Source organism: Halorubrum sp. SP9, assembly GCF_005435015.1.
GTDB lineage: Archaea > Halobacteriota > Halobacteria > Halobacteriales > Haloferacaceae > Halorubrum > Halorubrum sodomense.
Map to the genome: position 1 here is coordinate 1 of NZ_SGXU01000520.1, position 343 is coordinate 343.

A 343-nucleotide genomic window follows, 5' to 3' on the forward strand; every position below is an offset into this window, starting at 1 on the left:
AGACGGGGCAGTCGGTCGAGGAGTTTGCCAGCGACAAGGAAATCCCCGAACTGGACGAGTTAGAGTCTGTCTGAAGTCTAACCCTCTTTTCGCATCTCATTTATATCGGACACGCATACAGAGACGTAATGAGTGACAACGTCTCTGAACCGTGGTGGCCCGATGACATCCGTCTCGTCACAGACACGGATCTCCAAGCGAAACGCTACGCTCGTGGACAACTCTCTGACCCCACCGATTACTCCGCCCGTCTCGTTGAAACAGTACGGCGAGCGGAGGGATTACAGACTGCGTCCGCGGCGATAGACCGTGCGCTTCGCATCCAACTCGCCCACCTCATAGA

Annotated in this window: 1 protein-coding gene; it reads left to right on the forward strand. The window is 55.7% G+C overall.

The window, feature by feature from the left end:
• Positions 1-128: 128 nt before the first annotated feature.
• On the forward strand, positions 129-343 hold a 215-nt coding region (locus tag EXE45_RS21060; RefSeq protein WP_206750523.1), incomplete at its 3' end, for a hypothetical protein.